Source organism: Bradyrhizobium diazoefficiens, from assembly GCF_016612535.1.
Taxonomy (GTDB): Bacteria; Pseudomonadota; Alphaproteobacteria; order Rhizobiales; family Xanthobacteraceae; genus Bradyrhizobium; species Bradyrhizobium diazoefficiens_C.
In genome coordinates this window covers 2427667-2446173 of the sequence record NZ_JAENXS010000002.1, presented here as the reverse complement: position 1 = coordinate 2446173, position 18507 = coordinate 2427667, and the positions used below count along the sequence as shown (strand labels likewise).

Annotated in this window: 11 protein-coding genes and 1 pseudogene; 8 read left to right on the top strand and 4 right to left on the bottom strand. The window is 65.4% G+C overall.

Translation table 11 applies throughout. From position 1 onward, the window contains the following. Positions 1 to 42: 42 nt before the first annotated feature. Entirely contained in the window at positions 43 to 3003 is a 2961-nt protein-coding gene (ppdK, locus tag JJE66_RS28315; protein WP_200517735.1) for a pyruvate, phosphate dikinase, read from the top strand. A 463-nt stretch (positions 3004 to 3466) separates the two neighbouring features. Then, positions 3467 to 4930, top strand: a complete 1464-nt coding sequence (locus tag JJE66_RS28310) for a cell wall hydrolase (RefSeq protein WP_200517734.1) — start codon at positions 3467 to 3469, stop codon at positions 4928 to 4930. A 159-nt stretch (positions 4931 to 5089) separates the two neighbouring features. Here the strand turns inward: JJE66_RS28310 and nadC are convergent, their stop codons facing one another. The 3 genes from nadC to nadA form a co-directional block, all read right to left on the bottom strand. Next, positions 5090 to 5968, bottom strand: coding sequence for a carboxylating nicotinate-nucleotide diphosphorylase (nadC, locus tag JJE66_RS28305; protein WP_200517733.1), 879 nt, complete (start codon positions 5966 to 5968; stop codon positions 5090 to 5092). Between the two features lie 11 nt (positions 5969 to 5979). Further along, entirely contained in the window at positions 5980 to 7584 is a 1605-nt protein-coding gene (locus tag JJE66_RS28300; protein WP_200517732.1) for an L-aspartate oxidase, read from the bottom strand. Between the two features lie 160 nt (positions 7585 to 7744). After that, positions 7745 to 8848, bottom strand: coding sequence for a quinolinate synthase NadA (gene nadA, locus JJE66_RS28295; protein ID WP_200517731.1), 1104 nt, complete (start codon positions 8846 to 8848; stop codon positions 7745 to 7747). A 312-nt stretch (positions 8849 to 9160) separates the two neighbouring features. Here nadA and JJE66_RS38995 point away from each other — a divergent pair. From JJE66_RS38995 to JJE66_RS28265, 6 genes and pseudogenes are all read left to right on the top strand, one after another. Next, positions 9161 to 9328 (top strand): annotated as a pseudogene (locus tag JJE66_RS38995) (MFS transporter); the annotation flags it as partial. Between the two features lie 35 nt (positions 9329 to 9363). Further along, entirely contained in the window at positions 9364 to 10350 is a 987-nt protein-coding gene (locus tag JJE66_RS28285) for an MDR family oxidoreductase (RefSeq protein ID WP_200517730.1), read from the top strand. A gap of 113 nt (positions 10351 to 10463) precedes the next feature. Beyond that, the gene (locus JJE66_RS28280; RefSeq protein WP_200517729.1) at positions 10464 to 11072 is read left to right on the top strand and encodes a hypothetical protein; all 609 of its coding nucleotides are present in this window, start codon (positions 10464 to 10466) and stop codon (positions 11070 to 11072) included. Between the two features lie 169 nt (positions 11073 to 11241). Next, positions 11242 to 11493 (top strand): DUF6894 family protein, encoded by a 252-nt coding sequence (locus JJE66_RS28275; protein ID WP_200517728.1) that lies wholly within the window; start codon positions 11242 to 11244, stop codon positions 11491 to 11493. Positions 11494 to 11688: 195 nt separating this feature from the next. After that, the gene (locus JJE66_RS28270) at positions 11689 to 13794 is read left to right on the top strand and encodes a methyl-accepting chemotaxis protein (protein WP_200517727.1); all 2106 of its coding nucleotides are present in this window, start codon (positions 11689 to 11691) and stop codon (positions 13792 to 13794) included. 333 nt (positions 13795 to 14127) lie between these two features. Beyond that, positions 14128 to 15816, top strand: coding sequence for a methyl-accepting chemotaxis protein (locus JJE66_RS28265; protein ID WP_200517726.1), 1689 nt, complete (start codon positions 14128 to 14130; stop codon positions 15814 to 15816). A 3-nt stretch (positions 15817 to 15819) separates the two neighbouring features. Here the strand turns inward: JJE66_RS28265 and JJE66_RS28260 are convergent, their stop codons facing one another. Next, a complete protein-coding gene (locus tag JJE66_RS28260) occupies positions 15820 to 18507 on the bottom strand; it encodes a DUF2339 domain-containing protein (protein ID WP_200517725.1) in 2688 nt (895 codons plus the stop codon).

Genomic DNA, 18507 nt, shown 5'->3' with positions numbered 1-18507 from the left:
GGCGCGCGATTTCCCATTCCTCTCGCAGGTTGTGTGCAAGCTATGGCCAAAGCCGCCTCGAAGCCGTCTAAAACTGCAGCGAAATCAAAGCCCTCCGCCAAGGCGAAGGCCGCGCCGGCGGCCCGAAAGGCGCTCGCCAAGAGCGCTCCGAAGGCAGTGGTGAAGCCGGCTGGGAAGGCTGCGACCAAGCCGGTGGTTCCGAAGGCTGCCGCCAAGGTCGCTGTGAAGCCTGCACCGGGCAAGGCCGCGCCCGCCAAGGCTGCGCCTGCCAAGGTTGCACCTGCCAAGGCAGCCCCCGCCAAGGCGGCCCCGGCCGCAATCAAGGCCGGCAAGTGGGTCTACACCTTCGGTGATGGCAAGGCCGAGGGCCGCTCGGAGATGCGCGACCTGCTCGGCGGCAAGGGCGCCAACCTCGCCGAGATGGCCAATCTCGGCCTGCCGGTGCCTCCGGGCTTCACCATCCCGACCTCGGTCTGCACGTATTTCTACGCCCATGACAAGTCCTATCCGAAAGAGCTGCAGTCGCAGGTTGACAAGGCGCTGGACTATGTCGGCAAGTTGACCGGCAAGGTGTTCGGCGACACCAAGAACCCGCTGCTGGTCTCGGTGCGCTCGGGTGCGCGCGCCTCGATGCCGGGCATGATGGACACCGTGCTCAATCTCGGCCTCAACGACGAGACGGTGGAAGCGCTGTCGGAATTGTCGGGTGATCGTCGTTTCGCCTATGACAGCTATCGCCGCTTCATCACCATGTATTCCGACGTGGTGCTCGGCTTCGAGCATCATCACTTCGAAGAGATCCTCGACACCTTCAAGGACAGCCAGGGCTACACGCTCGACACCGACCTCACCGCCGAGGACTGGGTCGACCTGGTCGGCAAGTACAAGGACGCGGTCGCGCGCGAGACCGGCAAAGACTTTCCGCAGGATCCGCATGACCAGCTCTGGGGCGCGGTTGGCGCGGTGTTTTCATCCTGGATGAACGCGCGCGCGGTGACCTATCGCAAGCTGCACGACATTCCGGAATCCTGGGGCACCGCGGTCAACGTGCAAGCCATGGTGTTCGGCAACATGGGCGAGACCTCGGCCACCGGCGTTGCGTTCACGCGCAACCCCTCGACCGGCGAGAGCAAGCTCTACGGCGAGTTCCTGATCAACGCGCAGGGTGAGGACGTGGTGGCGGGCATCCGCACGCCGCAGGATATCACCGAGGAGGCGCGCAACGAGTCGGGCTCCGACAAGGCGTCGATGGAAGCGGCGATGCCGGAGGCCTTCAAGGAGCTGACGCGGATCTATACGCTGCTCGAGAAGCACTACCGCGACATGCAGGACATGGAGTTCACGGTCGAGCAGGGCAAGCTGTGGATGCTGCAGACCCGCGGCGGCAAGCGCACCGCCAAGGCGGCGCTGCGCATCGCGGTCGAGCTCGCCAATGAAGGCCTGATCACCAAGAAGGAAGCGGTGATGCGGATCGATCCCGCCTCGCTCGATCAGCTCTTGCATCCGACCATCGATCCCAATGCCAAGCGTGACGTGATCGCGACCGGCCTGCCGGCTTCGCCCGGTGCTGCCTCCGGCGAGATCGTGTTCTCCTCGGACGAAGCGGCCAAGCTCCAGGGCGACGGACGTAAAGTGATTTTGGTCCGCATCGAGACCAGCCCCGAAGACATCCACGGCATGCACGCCGCCGAAGGCATCTTGACCACCCGCGGCGGCATGACCTCGCACGCCGCCGTGGTCGCGCGCGGCATGGGCAAGCCCTGCGTCTCCGGCTGTGGCACCATCCGCGTCGATTACGGCCGCGGCACCATGAGCATCGGTTCGCGCACCTTCAAGGCCGGCGACGTCATCACCATCGACGGCTCGCTCGGCCAAGTGCTGTCTGGCCGCATGCCGATGATCGAGCCGGAGCTCTCCGGCGAGTTCGGCACGCTGATGAACTGGGCCGACCAGGTCCGCAAGATCGGCGTTCGCGTCAACGGCGACACGCCGGACGACGCGCGTACCGCGATCAAGTTCGGCGCCGAGGGCATCGGCCTCTGCCGAACCGAGCACATGTTCTTCGAGGAGACCCGCATCCGCACGGTGCGCGAGATGATCCTCTCCGAGGACGAGCAGTCGCGCCGTGCGGCGCTTGCCAAGCTGCTGCCGATGCAGCGGGCCGACTTCGTCGAGCTGTTCGAGATCATGAAGGGCCGGCCGGTCACGATCCGGCTTTTGGATCCTCCTCTCCATGAATTCCTGCCGCACACCCATGCCGAGGTCGAGGAAGTGGCGCGCGCCATGAACACCGATCCGCGGCGTCTCGCCGACCGCGCGCGCGAGCTCTCGGAGTTCAATCCGATGCTCGGCTTCCGCGGCTGCCGCATCGCGATCGCCTATCCGGAGATCGCCGAGATGCAGGCGCGTGCGATCTTCGAGGCTGCGGTCGAAGCCGAGAAGCGCACCGGCAAGGCCGTCGGCCTTGAGGTGATGGTGCCGCTGATCGCCACCAAGATGGAGCTCGACCTCGTCAAGGCGCGGATCGACGCCACCGCGAAGGCGGTGATGCGCGATACGAACACAAAACTCGCCTACCAGGTCGGCACCATGATCGAGCTGCCGCGCGCCTGTCTCCTTGCTGCGGAAATCGCCGAGAGCGCCGAGTTCTTCTCGTTCGGCACCAACGACCTGACGCAGACCACCTACGGCATAAGCCGCGACGACGCGGCGAGCTTCCTCGGTCCCTACGTGTCGAAGGGCATCCTCGCGATCGACCCCTTCGTCTCGCTCGACCAGGAAGGTGTCGGCGAGCTCGTCAAGATCGGCGTCACGCGCGGCCGCAAGACCCGTCCCGCGCTCAAGATGGGCATCTGCGGCGAGCACGGCGGCGATCCTGCATCGGTCGCCTTCTGCCATGCGATCGGCCTCGACTACGTCTCCTGCTCGCCCTACCGCGTGCCGATCGCGCGGCTTGCTGCGGCCCAGGCTGCGCTCGGCAAGACGGTTGCGAGCCAGGCGTAAGGCGACGAGTTCAAGTGTTGAATGCGAAGAGGCGGGGCCAAACCCCGCCTCTTCATTTTGCGCAACGCTCTCTCCACGTCGTCATTGCGAGGAGCCCTTGCGACGAAGCAATCCAGGCTGTCTCCGCGGAAAGACTCTGGATTGCTTCGCTGCGCTCGCAATGACGAGCTTGTCGGAGCAGTTCGCGCAACACCAGGAACTCGACGCGCGTCCCGTAATGATACGCGTGTGCAAGAGTTCCTTCACCATTCGCGTTGACCAGACGTTTACCGCTTCAAGTGGGCCCGCATTTACCAACATGCGCAATCACTCCGTGAAAACACCTGACATCGCTTGAGTGTGTCGGTTGCGCAACGTCGATTAACGCCTCGGCAACCTAAATTAGATACTCACGATAAAGATCGAATTGCACGGATGTACTGCGGATCGATCCTTCTGGTGTAAGCGTAGCGTGAGCGTATCGATGTCTGTGTTGCGTAACCATCCGAAGGGCGCGCGGTTCGCGTCCTTCGGACTCGGTCTCTGCATCTTCGCATTGATGCCGAGAGAGATCGGCTATCAGGACATTGGCTCGCTGCTGGCGCGCCAGCCCGGCGTCGCCGAGCGCTGGCAGAAGCAGGTGTTCTCTGCGGCCTCGTCCATTCAGCTTGCGACCTACAGTTTTTCACGGCCGATCGGCACATCGATTCCGCAGAGCGCGATGGTTCGCCTCGCGAGCCTCGATGGCCGCGACGTCACCGGCAGCATCAGTCGCGGCAATCCGGCGCTCCAGGCGCCGACACGTTACCAGGCCTCCGATTTTCCCAAGGTCGATCGCGCGCTGAAGGGTGACCGTCTCGCCACCGTGACGCCTGCACCGCCGCCCGAGATGGCCGCGCCGTCCGCCGCACGCCCACGGCAAGATCCCGCGACCTCCAACAGTTCCGTGTTCGGTGCCAAAACGGCTCAGCTGCCGGTCGCGCAGCCGCAAGCGATGTCGCCGGAGTCCGCGGCGGCGCTCGATCCCGAACTCCAGGAGGCGATGCGCGCGCCGCCTTTGCCGCAATATGCCAATCCGCCGAAGGCCGTCGCTGATGCGCTGTCCTTCGCCGCCCAACCGCTCAACGCGCTGAAGCAGGCGACGATCGCCGCCCCGCCGCGCGATCCCTTCAGCGTGAAGACCTCGAACCTGTTCTTCGGCAGTTCCTCCCTCGGCGGCAATGTCGAGAGCATCGAAAGCTGGCAGCCCGGTGCCGAGCCGCTGATCGTGATGCCCGACCCCGACATGAAGCTGGCTTCGCTATCGCCGCCGAACGAGGACGTCGGAAACGCGCCCGAGAGCGGCGAGAGCGTCGCCCCGAAGGGCGAGGTCAACGCCGACAACCAGCGCGCCAAATCGCCGGCCGAGCGGCTGGCGCTGGACGACAAGTCACGCGCGAAATCGGAAAAGTGCCTTGCGGAAGCTGTCTATTTCGAATCCCGCGGCGAGGCCGTGCGCGGCCAGATCGCGGTCGCGCAAGTCGTGATGAACCGCGTGTTCTCCGGCAAATATCCGGAAACCGTGTGCGGTGTGGTCTATCAGAACAAGTACCGCCATCTCGCCTGCCAGTTCACCTTTGCCTGCGACAACAATCCCGACGTGATCCGCGAGCCCGAGATGTGGGAGCGCGCCAGGAAGATTTCGAAGGCGATGCTCGACGGCCAGATCTGGCTCCCGGAGGTCGGCAAGTCGACGCACTATCACGCCTATTGGGTGCGTCCGTCCTGGGTCTCCGAGATGAAGAAGATGTACAAGTTCGGCGTGCATACGTTCTACCGGCCGCGCGCCTGGGGCGACGGCGACGAGGAACCGAGCTGGGGCACCCCGGCACAGACCGCCGCGCTCTCAGCCGAGCTCACCCAGGAAGCCAAGAGCTCCGCCGAGATGGGCGTGACCGAGCGAAGGTAGTCTTCTTACCTCGCCCCGCTTGCGGGGAGAGGTCGAATTCGAGCGAAGCTCGAATTCGGGTGAGGGGGACTCTCCACGAGTCTAGCTGCCACCGTCCCCGCGGAGACTCCCCCTCACCCCGGCCCTCTCCCCGCAAGCGGGGCGAGGGAGAAGACCACCTCACATCTCGATATCCAGCGCGCAGTCGAAGTTCGGCGCCGAATGCGTCAGCGCGCCGGATGAGGCGTAGTCGACGCCGGTGGCCGCGATCGCCGCGATCGAATCCAGCGTGACGCCGCCGGAGGCTTCCAGTGTGAGACGGCCTTCCGTCATCCGCACCGCCTCGCGCAGCGTGGTGATGTCCATGTTGTCGAGCAGCACGGCTTCGGCAAGGCCGGTGTCGAGTACCTCGCGCAGCTGCGCGAGCGTATCGACCTCGATCTCAATCTTGACGAGATGGCCGGCGTGGGCGCGCGCGCGTTCCAGCACGGGGCGGATGCCGCCGGCGACGGCGATGTGGTTGTCCTTGATCAGGATCGCATCGTCGAGACCAAAACGGTGGTTGAAGCCGCCGCCGCAGCGCACCGCGTATTTCTCCAGCGCACGCAACCCCGGCGTGGTTTTTCGCGTGCAGCAGATACGCATTTTGGTGCCTTCGGTCCGCGCGGCGTAGTCGGCCGTGAGCGTGGCGACGCCGGACAGCCGGCCGACAAAGTTCAGCGCGGTCCGTTCCGCGGTGAGGATGGCGCGCGCCGGCCCCGAGATCGTCAGCACAAATTGCCCGCGCGTGACGCGCGCGGCGTCGCGGACATGGGCGCGCACCTCGATGTCGGATGAGAGTTTTTGCAGCGTTGCCAGCGCCAACGGCAGGCCTGCGATCACGCCGGACTGGCGCGCGACCAGGATCGCCTGCGCTTTTGTGGCTGCCGGGATCGTCGCCAGCGAGGTGATGTCGCCGGCGCGGCCGAGATCCTCGTCGAGCGCGCGTTGCACGGCCTCGTCGATCGCGAGCGGCGAGAGAAAGGCATCAGGATAGAGCAGTGAGGTCGGGGTGATCATGAGAAACTCCGTCAGGCGATCATGAATTGCGCGATGCGCAGCGTGGGATCTTCGGTGAGGCTGTCTGCGATCTCGTGCACCGCGGCGAGCGTGGTCATCGTTCTCTGCGCCAGCGCGGGGACGGCGTCGGGATGGTCGGAGCGGAAATGCGCGCCGCGGCTCTCGCGCCGGCTCCACGCCGCGGCGGCGACGAGCAGGGCTGCTGTCGCCATGTTGCGGACGGTGATGCTGGCGGCCGTGCATTCGAGCGCGGCAAAGCCGCGAACGGCCTCCGCGAGCCCGTCGGCGTCGCGGATCACGCCGACGTTCGCGCTCATCATTGCCCGCAGACGCTTCACGCTACCTGCATCCGGCGCGCCACCGCGCGGCGTCACCAGCGCCTCCGGGAGGCGGGCGGGTGAAGGGACCGCGTGGCCGGCGATGTCGTCGGCGATGCGGGGGGCATAGACCACGGCTTCCAGCAGCGAATTCGAGGCGAGCCGGTTGGCGCCGTGCGCGCCGGTGGACGACACTTCGCCGCCGGCCCAGAGCCCGTCGATCGAGCTGCGGCCGCGTGCATCGACCGCGATGCCGCCCATGTAATAATGCGCGGCCGGCGCAATCGGGATCGGTTGCGTCGCCGGATCGATGCCGGCGGCGATGCAGCTCGCGTGCACGGTCGGGAATCGTTTGGCAAAGCGCGTGCCCAGCGTCTGCCGCGCGTCGAGGAAGGCGCCGCGTCCCGCCGCGATCTCGGCGAACACGCCGCGAGCCACGATGTCGCGCGGCGCAAGCTCGGCGAGCGGGTGACACGCCGCCATGAAGCGCTCGCCATTTTTGTTGATCAGCGTTGCGCCTTCACCGCGCAGCGCCTCGGTCGCGAGCGGCGCCGGGTCGCGGCCGACCATGATCGCGGTCGGGTGGAACTGCACGAATTCGGGATCGGCGACGACGGCGCCGGCGCGCGCCGCGATCGCAAGTCCCGATCCGCTGGCCTCGAGGGGATTGGTGGTGACGTCATAGAGATGGCCGATGCCGCCGGTCGCGAGCACCACCGCGCGCGCGGCGATCATCATGGGCCTTGCCGCGAAATTTACGGCCTCGCGCAGTTGAAGTCCGGTAACGGCGCCGTCCTCGGTCAACAGCGCTTCGGCGACAAAGCCTTCGATCAGGCGGATCGACGGCGTGCGGCGGACAGCTTCGCTCAGCGCCGCGATGATTGCGGCACCCGCGCCGTCGCCGCGGACGTGCACGATCCGCCGCGCCGAATGTGCGGCCTCGCGCCCCACGGCAAGCCGGCCTTCGAGGTCGCGGTCGAACGGCACGCCATAGGCGAGCAAATCGTGAATCCGCGGCGCCGCCTCGCGCGCGATGCCGAGCGCAACGGTCTCATCGACGATGCCGCCACCGACCGCGATGGTGTCCGCGGCGTGCGCCTCCGCAGTATCGCCCTCGGCGACTGCCGCGGCGATGCCGCCTTGCGCCCATGCGGATGACGCGCCCTGTCCGAGCGGCGCCGCCGAGATCAACGTCACCGGCCGCGGCGCGAGTTTCAGCGCGCAAAAGAGACCGGCGAGCCCGCCACCGACGATGACGACGTCGTCGGTGGTGCGGGTGAGGTTGTGGATGTTTGTCATGGCTTTCTCCTCGTCGTCCCGGCGAAGGCCGGGACCCATACGCCGAAGCACTTGTTGGTTTGCGCAGCTGTGTGACGTCGTTCTTCGCAACACATCTGCCTGTGGTTATGGGTCCCGGCCTTCGCCGGGACGACACTGTGGGTGTTGCTATTGCTCGTCCTTAGTTCTTCAAATTGATCATCCGCTCGACCGACCGCCGCGCGCGCTCCGCAAGCGCCGGATCGATCGTCACCTCCTCGCCAAGCGTCAGCAGGCTCTCCAGAATATTGGCGAGCGTGATGCGCTTCATGTGCGGGCAGATATTGCAGGGACGCAGCATTTCCACATCGGGCAGCTCGGCCCGCACATTGTCGGCCATCGAGCATTCCGTGATCATCACCAGCCGCCGCGGTCGCCGTTCACGCACCCAGTTGATCATGTGCGCGGTCGAGCCGGTGAAGTCGGCTTCCGCCAGCACGTCCGGCGGGCATTCGGGATGCGCGATGATCTGCACGGACGGATCCGCGTCGCGATACGCGCGCAGCTCGTCGCCGGTGAAGCGCTCATGCACCTCACACGCACCCTTCCAGGCGATGATCTTCACGTCGGTCTTCGAGGCGACGTAAGTCGCGAGATAGCGGTCGGGCAGGAAGATCACGCTTGGTGCGTTCAGGCTCTCCACCACTTGCACCGCATTCGACGAGGTGCAGCAGATGTCGACCTCGGCCTTCACCTCCGCGGATGTGTTGACATAGGCAACGACAGGCACGCCGGGAAATTTTTCGCGCAGCAGGCGCACGTCCGCGCCGGTGATGCTGGCGGCGAGCGAGCAGCCGGCGCGCGAATCCGGGATCAGCACCGTCTTGTCCGGGTTGAGCAGTTTTGACGTCTCCGCCATGAAGTGCACGCCGCATTGCACGATGATGTCGGCCTTCACCTTGGTGGCTTCCACGGCGAGCTGGAGCGAATCGCCGCCGATGTCGGCGACGCCATGAAAGATCTCCGGCGCCTGGTAGTTGTGCGCGAGGATCACCGCGTTGCGCGCGCGCTTGAGCGCGTTGATCGCGTGAATCGTCGGCGCCATCAGCGGCCACTCGATCGGCGGGATCACGTGCTTGACACGTTCATAGAGCGGCGCGGTGGCCCGTTCGACCTCGCTTGTCCATTCCAGAGAGGGCCTGGGCAGCACGGGGCCCGTGTGCGCCGGTGCGGGCGGGGTGGAGGTCGTTTGGCTCTGCGGCCGATTGGCAAAATCGTCAGGGCCGTAAATTCCAGTGATCGGCATCGAAGCCTCCCGTGCGAGTGTATTATACTCAATATGAGTATATTTGAGCTCTGAGAAATCCGGCCGAGACGGCCGGTGGGTTTCGTCAAGCTCATATATGCTCAATATGAGTAAATCGAACATAACACGCCGATTGGCGCGCTGCTAGGTCTCGTTGCACACATTCTCGTCAAGTGGTGCCTCGTCGCGTCAGGCCAACGACGGATGAGGAACTCCATGGCGATGCAAGTGGGCGAGCTCGGTCGGGACTCGCGTTCCTCCCATTGGCGCACGCCGGCCGTCATCATCCTCTGCGGCTGTACGATCGGCACGAAGCGCTACATCCTTTCGACCATCTATTTCACGCGTGCGCTGGCGACGCTCGCCTTCATCTCGTTTCCGATCACGCCGTTCTCGGCCATCGCGTTCGGCGCGATCTTGGGCCTAACCGATCGTGGAGAAGCCGGTCGCACGAGTGGTTGCGCAGCCGGCCTGATCGGCTAAACATCCCGTCAAACAAGTCAGGGAGTTCAGCTGTGGCCACATTCAAGGCGATCCGGATCGACAAGGCGGACAAGGGCACCACCGCGCAACTGGTGCAGTTCGACGAAGCCGAGCTGATGGAGGGCGATGTCACCGTCCGCGTCGAGTGGTCGACGCTGAATTACAAGGACGGCCTCGCGCTCACCGGCAAGGCGCCGGTCGTGCGCCGCTTCCCGATGATCGCCGGCATCGATTTCGCCGGCACGGTCGAGCAATCCTCACATCCAGCGTGGAAGGCGGGCGACAAGGTCGTCTGCACCGGCTGGGGCATGGGCGAGAGCCATCTTGGCGCCTATGCGGAGAAGGCGCGGGTCAAGGGCGACTGGCTGGTCGGCTTGCCGCAGGGGCTGTCGGCGCGCGATGCCATGGCGATCGGCACCGCCGGCTTCACCGCGATGCTCTCCGTGCTGGCGCTGGAGAAGCACGGCCTCTCGCCGAAGAGCGGCCCCGTGGTGGTCACCGGCGCAGCCGGGGGCGTCGGCTCGGTCGCCACCGCCGTGCTGTCGCGGCTCGGCTACCATGTCATCGCTTCGACCGGGCGCGCGTCCGAGGCTGACTACCTGAAGAGCCTCGGTGCCGCCGAGGTGATCGACCGCAACGAATTGTCGGCGGCGGGGAAGCCACTGGCCAAGGAGCGCTGGGCGGGCGGCGTCGACAGTGTCGGCTCGACCACGCTCGCCAATTTGCTGTCGATGACGAAGTATGGTGGGGCGATCGCCGCCTGCGGTCTCGCGGCCGGCATGGATCTGCCGTCTTCTGTCGCACCCTTCATTTTGCGTGGGGTGTGCCTTCTCGGCATCGATTCCGTGATGTGCCCGATCGACCCACGGAAAGCTGCCTGGCAGCGCCTGGCATCAGATCTGGATCGTTCAAAACTATCTGAAATTACTACAGAAATTCTACTCGACGAAGCTCCGGAATGGGGCGCGAAAATCCTCGTGGGCCAGGTCCGCGGTCGAATCGTGGTAAAAATTGTCTAACGACGTTCAGACTTTACCAACCAAGCTGCTTCAATGTCGCCATGGTTAGTATGGTAATCAGCGGGTAAAGAGATAAGGCATCGCCCGCTGCGGGGGTTAGTTCGGAGTAGAGCATGCTTGCGCGTATTGTGTTGGGGGCTGTCACGGCGGCCGTGACGTTTGCGCCGGCCATCGCCGGAAGCATGAATGCCGATGAGGCGCGCCGCTTCGTCGCCGGCAAGGTGTTCGCCTTCACCTGTTTCGACGGGACCCGTGGCGCAGGCCGCATTCTCGACGACCTCGGCGCGGCCGGCGCGGTGCAGTTCTCGGGCGCAGGCCCGGTTCGCCATCTCCGTCTCCCCGGCAACACGCTCCAGATCCGCGGCCAGAACGTCTGTGCCTCGATCAAGGGCATTCCGTTCGAGCCCTGTTTCAACCTTGAAAAGACCGACGATCGCAGCTTCCGCGGCTCCGTTTCGGGTATGGGCTTCGCCTATTGCGACTTCCACCACCAGGGCGGCAACCAGATGCTGATGGCGCGGGCCGTCGCGCGGCCGCGCTCGCTGCGCAGCTCCGAGCACACCGGTTCGGTCAACGCATCGAGCACCGAGGTCGCCACGCGAGTCGAGACGCCGCGGATCGAGAGCAGCCGGATCGAGCCGGTGAGATCGGAAGTGAGGGCCGAGCCTAAATCCGATTCGAAGAGCGAAGGTCCGCTGGAGCTGCGTCGCTCGACCGAGTGACGCATCGCGGGCGAAACGGCGCGCGTAATTTACCCGCCTTTGACGAATGCATCGCACCCGAAGCCGCGGCGCCGTAATCATACGGCCCGTGGTTTTTATGCCTTGGTAGCGACTGGCGCCCCAGCCTTGCGTAACGGCCGGGGGGCGGCCCTCCAACAAGGGTTCAACGATGTCGCTGTACTTCTTCCGCATCAGCACCGGCCGCTATTCCGGCGCCGCCGATCAGCCGTACGAATTCGAGGATCGCGCTGCGGCCTGGAGTGAGATGACGGAGGTATGCGCCAACCTGCTCGGCAGCATCGCGCGCAATCTGAAACCGAACGCGAAGTGGAGCATGGAGCTGCTCGACGAGAACAAGCAGCCGGTGTTTCGCATCAGCCTGGTTGGCGAGGCCGTCGGATGCAAAGTGACCCAATGCTGACTTCAGGCTGCAGTTTACAACTATGACGAGATCAAACTCCTTCGATTTCAATCATGTAGCGCAAAAGATCAGTATTTCTGCGAAGGCCCCTGTTAACCAGAAGATGGAACTTTGATCGATAGCTTTCCCGGTAAGGGCGATCAACGTCCGAGCGGCCGGCAATGACTTGGCTGCGCGCGTTTCGGAGGAAACGCCATGGTCAGCATTGTTAGATTTCGTATCGGCACGGTCTTGCCAGCCATCATCACCGCGCTGGCGCTGCTGGGGGTCGCATCGGCGGGCTTGGTCGCCTTCCAGGCGACCAGCAAACGCCAGGAGGCCGATGCTTTCGTGAAGGTCAATCGCGTCGCTCAGCTCTTGCTGTACAGCGCAGGTCAGTGGGCGATCGAGCGCGGGCTGACCAACGCGGCGCTAAAGTCTCCCGATTCTTCCGCCTCGGAGCGGCGCGCCGAGATTGAGAAAGCCCGTGCAGCCGCAGATACGGCGTTCCACAGCGCTGTCATCGAGATTCGATTGATCCCGGAAATGTCCGCAGGACAGACGCAGATCGGGCAAGCCGAAGCGAAATTCGAATCGCTGCGCCGGCTGCGCGAGTCGGTCGACGCCAACCTGTCACGCCTGCGTCAGGAGCGAGTTCCTGAACTGGTCGACGGCTTTGTGCCTGCGATCACCGAGGTGATCGAAATTGCGAGCAACCGGTTGCGGTTGACCCTGGAAACGCTGACCAGCCCGCCCGCGGCGCGGCTCGCGCAGTTGATAGGATTGCGGCATTTGACCGCGCAGATGGCCGAGAATGCCGGAAGAGAGCGCGCATTCTTGGCAGGCGCGGTCGGAGCCCACGCGAAGCTTGGCGCTGATGGGCTTCAGCACCTCGCGGGCTTGCGGGGGAAAGTCGAACTGGCGTGGGACGCGGTCGTGCCAGTGCGGCTGCGCACGGATATGCCGGCCGGCATCGGAGAGGCAATGGCGGACGTCGAGAAGATTTATTTCGGCGTGTACGGGGAAATGCGAGCTGTGATCCTTTCCACCGGTGAGACCGGTGAATACAAGATCTCCGGAGCTGAGTATTTCGCCCGGGCGACCGCCGGCGTGAACACCTTGCTCAAGCTCGGTGCTGCTATCGGCACGGCTGCCGATCAAGAAGCCGGTCTGCAAGCAAGCTCGAGCCTGCGCAATCTCCTGCTGACCGCGACGCTGCTGTGCGTCTCGCTTGTGCTTGCGGCGCTCAGTTTCTGGATCACGTTCGCGCGAATTCTCAACCCGCTGTCGGCGATGAGAGCCGCGATGAGCCGGCTGGCCGACCGCGATTTCAGTGTGGAGGTGCCGGGTGCGGACCGCCACGACGAGATCGGAGAGATGGCCCGCACCGTAGAGATATTCAAACAGAACGGCCTTGACGTCGAACGGATGCGCGTCGAGAAGGCTGCAGCCGACCGGCGTGCGGCCGAGCAGCGCAAGACCGAGCTTGTGCACATGGCAGACACCTTCGAAGCAGCCGTCGGCGAGATCGTCGAGACGGTATCGTCGGCCTCGACCGAGCTCGAGGCTTCCGCTTCGACGCTGACCTCCACAGCGGAGCGGGCGCAGGAGCTTACCACTGTAGTCGCCGCGGCCTCCGAGGAAGCCTCGACCAACGTGCAGTCGGTGGCATCGGCAACCGAAGAACTGTCGTCGTCGATCACCGAGATCAGCCGGCAGGTGCAGGAATCCGCGCGCGTGGCAAGTGAGGCCGTCGGCCAGGCCCGCACCACGACGGAGCGTGTCAGCGAACTGTCGAGGGCAGCGGCGCGGATCGGCGACGTGGTCGAGCTTATCAACACCATCGCCGGACAAACCAATCTCCTGGCGCTCAACGCCACCATAGAGGCCGCCCGCGCCGGCGAGGCGGGCCGCGGCTTTGCCGTCGTCGCCGCCGAAGTGAAGGCGCTCGCCGAGCAGACCGCGAAGGCGACCGGCGAGATCGGCCAGCAGATCGCAAGCATCCAGAGCGCCACCGAACATTCCGTCGGCGCCATCAAGGATATCAGCGGCACCATCGAGAAGCTGTCCGAGATCTCCTCGACCATCGCGGCTGCCGTGGAAGAGCAGGGCGCGGCCACGCAGGAAATTTCGCGCAACGTGCAGCAGGCGGCCGCCGGCACGCACCAGGTCTCGTCCAACATCACCGACGTGCAGCGCGGTGCAAGCGAGACCGGATCGGCGTCCTCGCAGGTGCTGTCGGCCGCGCAGATGCTGTCCGGCGACAGCAACCGCCTGAAGCTGGAAGTGGGCAAGTTCCTGGAGACGGTGCGCGCGGCCTGACCGCGGCCGCGCACTTTCTGGATTGGGTGCGGGCGGCCTGACGGCGTCCACCGCCTTACGCGAACGAGGAATTGCGTTTGATGCGGCACCTCGGTGTGGTGCTACGCGATACCTCCGAGGCTGCAACGAACGGTTGCAGGCGGGTTAAGTATCGAGAATCGGCAAATCAGTAATTTCCCTAGGGTCTTGTTAACGGCTGTTTGCAATTATCGGCGCAATCTTACCGGATAAGAACCAGCCAGCATTGTTGGAATGACCACGCCCTGTCGTCCGTTTTGACGATTGGTGCGCAGGCAAGTTGTGCGTCGTCAGGAATCATCGGGATTTGTCGTGATGTCGAAATTGTCGATCGTCTTCAAGCTTCTGGCCGTGTTGTCGGTCCTCGTGCTCTCGCTCGCCGGCGTCGGCGTGACGGCGATCGGCACCATGCAGAACATCAACTCTCACACCGTCGAGATTGCAGAGAGCTGGCTGCCGAGCGTGCGTGCGCTCGGCTCACTTCGCGCCGATATCAACGAGCTTCGCGTCGCGCTCCGTCTGCACCTGATGCAGGACAGTGCGGAGGGCAAGGCGGCGGCCGAGAAACGCCTCGCCTCGCTGCGTGAGCGCATCGAACAGACGCGCAAAGTTTACGAACCGCTGATCAGCTCTGCCCAGGAGCGTTCGCTCCATGAGCAATGGGCCAAGGCGTGGGTCGAGTATCTGAACGGCGTGCAGGACGTGATGGCGCTGTCGCGCAAGAGCGTTGGCCGTTTCCCGACCGAGGCCAACGAGCTGTTGCAGACCAAGGTCGCGAAGATGGCCCAGGCCGCTGATCCGTTGCTCCAGAAAGGCATCGAGATCAACAACGGGGGCGCCGAGCTCGAGACCAGGCAGGCGGCCGACAGCTACGCCACGATCTTCCGCGTCCTGGTTGGCATCATCATAGCCTCGGTCGCGATCGCGATCGGCGCCGCCTATTATTTGGTGCGCGACGTTTCGCGTGGCATCGCCTCGATCATCAGCCCGATGCAGGCGCTCGGCGAGGGCGACCTCTCGGCCGAGGTGCCGCATCGTGGCGAGAAGACCGAGATCGGCTCGATGGCGGATGCGCTGCAGATCTTCAAGGAGGCGCTGATCGCCAAGAAGGCCGCCGACGAGGCGGCGGCGCGCGACGCCGAGGCCAAGATCGAACGCGGCCGCCGCGTCGACGCCATCACCCGCAAATTCGAGGCGATGATCGGCGAAGTCGTTGGCACCGTCTCCTCAGCCTCGATCGAGCTCGAGGCGTCTGCAACGACGTTGACCAACACCGCGCGCCGCGGCCAGGAGCTCTCAACGGCAGTTGCGGCTGCCTCCGAGGAAGCATCCACCAACGTGCAGTCGGTTGCCTCCGCTTCGGAAGAGCTGTCGTCCTCCGTCACCGAGATCAGCCGTCGCGTGCAGGATTCGGCGCGCATGGCCGCGGAAGCTGTCGACCAGGCGGCGCGGACCAATGCGCGCGTCAACGAGCTGTCGCAGGCCGCCTCCCGCATCGGCGACGTCGTCGAGCTGATCAACACCATCGCGGGCCAGACCAATCTGCTGGCGCTGAATGCCACCATCGAAGCGGCGCGTGCCGGTGAGGCCGGCCGCGGCTTCGCCGTCGTCGCCTCCGAGGTCAAGGCGCTTGCCGAGCAGACCGCGAAGGCCACCGGCGAGATCGGTGCGCAGGTCGCGGGCATCCAGTCGGCGACCCAGGAATCGGTCAGCGCGATCCAGGAGATCGGCGGCACCATCGAGCGGTTGTCGGAAGTGTCTTCCGCGATCGCCGCCGCCGTCGAGGAGCAGGGCGCGGCCACGCAGGAGATCTCGCGCAACGTACAGCAGGCGTCGCTCGGCACGCAGCAGGTCTCGTCCAACATCACCGACGTGCAGCGCGGTGCGATCGAGACCGGCGAGGCTTCGACCGAAGTGCTGTCGGCGGCGAAGTCGCTGGCGACCGACAGCACCCGCCTCAAGGTCGAGGTCGCGCAGTTTCTGGAGTCGGTCCGAGCCGCCTGATGCTTACATGCTCGTCTGCTGAACCGGCGGCGGAACCTGCCGCCGGAACAGGATGCGCTGGTAGAGCCAGCCGATCGCGACCAGCACGATACCGAGACACATGAACGACAACGCGCGGTAGACACCGGTCAGCGTCGACATGTCGATCACGAAGGCCTTCAGGATCGTCAGCGCGATGACGACGGCGGACGCCAGCCGCGCCCGCTCGGAGTTGACGAGAATGCCGATGCCGAGCAGCACGACGCCGAAGGCGAGCCAGCCGATCGAATAGGTGTATTGCTCGGCGCCCGTGGTCTCGCCGCTGGTGAGGAACGGTCCGTGATAGAAGCGGCGGATCTCCAGCGTCAGGTACGAGAGCGCAAACAGGAGTGCGGCGCCTGCGATCGTATTAGCATAGACCTTGCCGCGCTCTCCGACCACGGCATGGGCGAGCAGCAGCATCAGTACAGCCGGCAGCGCGTAGCAGAGCAGCAGCAGGTTGAAGACGGCGCCGCCGACGTCGATGCGCCACAGCAGCGGGTTCTCCAGGAACAGCAGGCCGAACAGGCTGATGAAGCCGGCGATCGCCGTGAGCACGGCCGCGCCGACATTGTGCACGATGCTGCGGCTGCGCAGCCGCAGCCGCTCCAGCCCGATCGCCATGGCCAGCGCCACGCAGACCTGCAAGCCGGCTTCGAGCAGTGACGGCGCCGCGATCATGTCGCCGCCGGTTGCGAGATGGCGGACCTCCATGAAGGCGAGCAGCGCAGTGAACAGGATCGCGGCCGCCTCCACCATGCGCAGCGGCGCGTCGTCACTCCTGCGGCGCAGGAACATGCTCGCCGCCCAGAACGAGGCCGAGGGCAGGCCATAGCCCCATAGCAGCCAATTGAAGATCGGCGTGGCGCCGACGGCATCGCCAACGATGCGCGGATCATAGCCGATGCGCGCGGTGACGAGGCCTGCGAAGATGGCGGCAAGCCAGCGCAGGAACGGGATCGGCCGCTGCATCGCGATCCAGGCGGTGCCGAGCGACATCAGCGCCAGCGCGATCGTGAGCCAGCCCTTCTCCAGTGCAAAGGTCAGCGCCAGCGCCAGCGCACTGAGCGTGCCGGTCGCAAACAGCGCCGTCGAGATTGCAAGGCCCGGCCGGGTTTCGCGGCGGGTCAGCGTTTCCGTCGCGGCACCAAAGGCTGCGGCGAGCAACACTGCGAGGATCGCAAACGGGATCGAGCGGTCGAGATGGGCGATGCGGGCGTAGAGCGCGACCACAATCGCGATCGGCGTGGCGACGCCCGCCGCCGACCACACGACGGGAATGATCGCCGAGTTCGAGCGGCCCTGCGCGAAAAAGCCGGCGATGCCGAAGCCGACGGCGAAGAGCGCCGCCATCACCAAATGCAGCGTCACCGCGCTGTCGGTTGCGGTCGGCCCAATGCCGGGCATGGGGCCGCCTGGCAGCACCAGCATGTCCGGATTGGCGCGCACCGCCCATTCGGCGAACACGATGAACACGGTCGCGGCGGCAGCACCCAACGCGCCGGCCGCGGCCTCCGCGCGCCAGGCGATGAACAGGGTCGCACCGACGAGGAGCGTGAACGCGATCAGCGCGAGATCGGCATGCGCGCTCGACAGCACGATCAGCATCGCGCCGAACAGATAGGCACCAAGCGCGCTCGATGAGACCGGCTCGATCTGCCCGTCTTCGATGGTCGGCCCGAACATGAAGCCGCAGACCACCAGCAGTGTGGCGAGCACGAAGCCGGCGATCGCGTGGAAGGCGTGCGGCGCGACCTGGAATTCGCCGGTATCGAGGCCTGGGAAGATCCAGAGCACCGCGAAGACGATTGTCGTTACCGCGAGCCAGCGCCACAGCCGGATGCGGGCGAGGCCGAAGCTCGCAGCGGTGACGATGGCGAGATAGATGTAGAGGGCCCAATAGTCCGGCTTGTCGCTGGAGACGAGCACCGGCGTCGCGAAGGCGCCGACCACGCCGAGGCCGGCGAGCGCGGGCCCGTGCAACAGCGCCGCCGCGAGCGTGCCGAGCGCGACGAGGCCGAGCAGCACGAAGGCGGTGGCGGGCACCAGGAAGCCATAGAGTGCGTAGGCGGCATACACGGTTGCGAATGCCACGGCCGTGCCGGCCGCGGTGAGGATCGCGGGGATGTTGGCGATCGGCAACGCCTGGATCGTGGAGATGCTCTCCTTGCGCCGCGTCCATTCGCCGGCACCGAGGAGCGCCAGCGCGAACACGCCGCCGAGAAACACGCGCACGCCCGGGCCGACAAGGCCGGCCTCGATCGAATAGCGCACCATGAAGAAGCCGCCGAGCGCGAGCGCGAGCCCGCCGATCCACACGACCCAGCGCGTCCCGAGGCGCTCCTCGAAGCCAGGCTCTCTCGCGGGCAGGGGAGGCGGGCTGCTTGGTTCGAGCGGAGGCGGTGCCATGTGATCGGCGACGGGTGCCGGCGTCGGCTCGGACTCGGGTGCAAGCGGCGGTGGTTCCGGCGCGGTCGTCGCCGGCGAGGGCGCCTGTTCCTGCACTTGGTCCTGCACCGGCGGCGGCTGGACCTGCCGCTGTGCGTACAACATCCCTTCGAGCGTGTTCAGCCGCCGACGCAACTCGGCTGCCTGGCTGGAAGCCTTGATTGCGATCAGGAAGGCGACGATCGCAATGATCATCGCAAGGTCGTCGAACGGGGCGTCGAACAT